A 1806-nucleotide genomic window follows, 5' to 3' on the forward strand; every position below is an offset into this window, starting at 1 on the left:
TCCAATGACGCTTTTACTTTCGCAAGATCGCAGTGCCGATCAACGGCTGGTGGCTGCATTCCTGCGCTCGGCCTTAGTGACCGTGCCGATGCTACTGATATTGATCGGATTGGCTGGATGGCTAATCGCCCAAAATGGCTTGCGGCCGCTTCGCAAGTTCCGGGCCTTGGCGACTAAGGTATCTACACAGGATCTATCACCTCGAATCCGCACCGATCGGCTTCCGCAAGAGCTCCAGGCATTGGCGCACAGCCTCAACGTAATGCTTCATCGACTCGATGACGGCGTTCAGCAACTGTCACAATTCTCGGACGATGTGGCTCATGAGTTAAAAACTCCGCTGAACAACCTGATAGGCAAGGCGCAGGTGACTTTGGTGCGTGAGCGAAGCAAGGAGCATTATCGGGAGGTGATCGAGTCGTCGGTTGAAGAACTCGAACGCATGGATCGAATCGTGTCAGACATGCTGTTTCTCGCCCAGGCCAGCCACGCCAGCCCAGCACTGAAGCTCGAACAATTATCTTTAGGAAGCGAGGCGAGGCGCGTATGTGAATACTTCGAAGTCCTTGCCGAAGAAGCGGGAGTCGCTACGACAGTAACGGGCGATGCCATGATTTTGGGAAATCGACTTATGGTCCAGCGGGCCATTTCCAACCTGCTATCCAACGCGCTGCGGCATTCAAATACTGGCAGTACGGTCGAACTTAAGATCCTTGAGGAGGACGTAGACATCGTCTCGCTGGCTGTCACCAATCATGGCGCGACTATCGAATCGGATCATCTCCCACATCTGTTCGACCGCTTTTACCGCGTTAACGGCATACAACCTCGCGGGGCAGGATTGGGGCTAGCGATTGTCCGCTCAGTGATGAACCTCCACAAAGGCCACGTGGCCGTCGCCAGCAAAGACGGTCGGACCACGTTTGAACTCACGTTTCCTCGGCAGGCCTGACTCAAAGTGATACCGCACGGAGACAGCCATCACTACGAAGGGGCAAAAACCACAGGGACAAACAACCATTTCGAGGGCATGCGCGTTGGCCGGGTAACCAGGCCCGCAAGCCCCAACGCCGTTCATTTAATGCATGCGTCCTCGCTAATTCCGGCGAGAATGCCGCAAGCCTCAACTTCCCGCCCATCGTTGCAATTAGCCCGCAGTGAAACGAGTTGTCGTTCGAGTGATTGCAGAGCGGTTATCTGGGATCTGACTTGAGAAATGTGATCATCGAGTAAGGCATTGACGGCCGTACAAGGCTGGCGAGGGTCATCCTGGTAGCTTTGGAGTGCGTGAATCTCTGGAAGTGACAGATTCAAGATTCGGCAGCGCCGGATGAAAGCTAGCCGCTCGCCATGCTTCTCGGTGTAGACACGATAGCCGTTCGCCTGGCGATCAGGCGGTGGCAACAAGCCCTGCTGCTCATAGAAGCGGATCGTCTGTGTATCAATCCCTATTAGCCTTGCTAACTGACCAATGCGCATCGTGTGAATCCTCATCGGCTCTGCGTTATTGACCTTATAGTAGCTATAAGGCTTTTAATGATCCCATCTTCGATTTCAAGTGGAGCCGTATCATGAGCAAGTCCGATGGTCCCTGCGGCTGCGATGCGACGCCAGCCGCTGATGCCGATGTGCAAAACCCTTCCGATACGACGGGGCAATGGGTCAGTGTTTACGCCGTGCCCAAGATGGATTGTCCATCAGAAGAGCGAATGATCCGCTTGGCGCTGARTGGTWCGGAGTTCGGAAGCTGACTTTTGATCTGTCGGACCGTCGGTTAGATGTCATGCATGACAGTGCCGTTGAGCC

General features: G+C 54.5%; 2 protein-coding genes and 1 pseudogene. 2 read left to right on the forward strand and 1 reads right to left on the reverse strand.

The annotated features are described in order from the left end of the window. A partial coding sequence (locus DQ405_RS26760; protein WP_168426498.1) for a heavy metal sensor histidine kinase occupies positions 1–952 on the forward strand: 952 nt, incomplete at its 5' end. A 122-nt stretch (positions 953–1074) separates the two neighbouring features. On the opposite strand, the gene cadR is transcribed toward DQ405_RS26760, so the two are convergent. Then, positions 1075–1479: a Cd(II)/Pb(II)-responsive transcriptional regulator gene (gene cadR, locus DQ405_RS26765; RefSeq protein WP_003292662.1), complete on the reverse strand. Its 405-nt coding sequence runs from the start codon at positions 1477–1479 to the stop codon at positions 1075–1077. Positions 1480–1571: 92 nt separating this feature from the next. Here cadR and DQ405_RS26770 point away from each other — a divergent pair. After that, a pseudogene (locus DQ405_RS26770) lies at positions 1572–1806 on the forward strand (cation transporter); the annotation flags it as partial.

Source organism: Pseudomonas sp. SST3 (assembly GCF_003325755.1).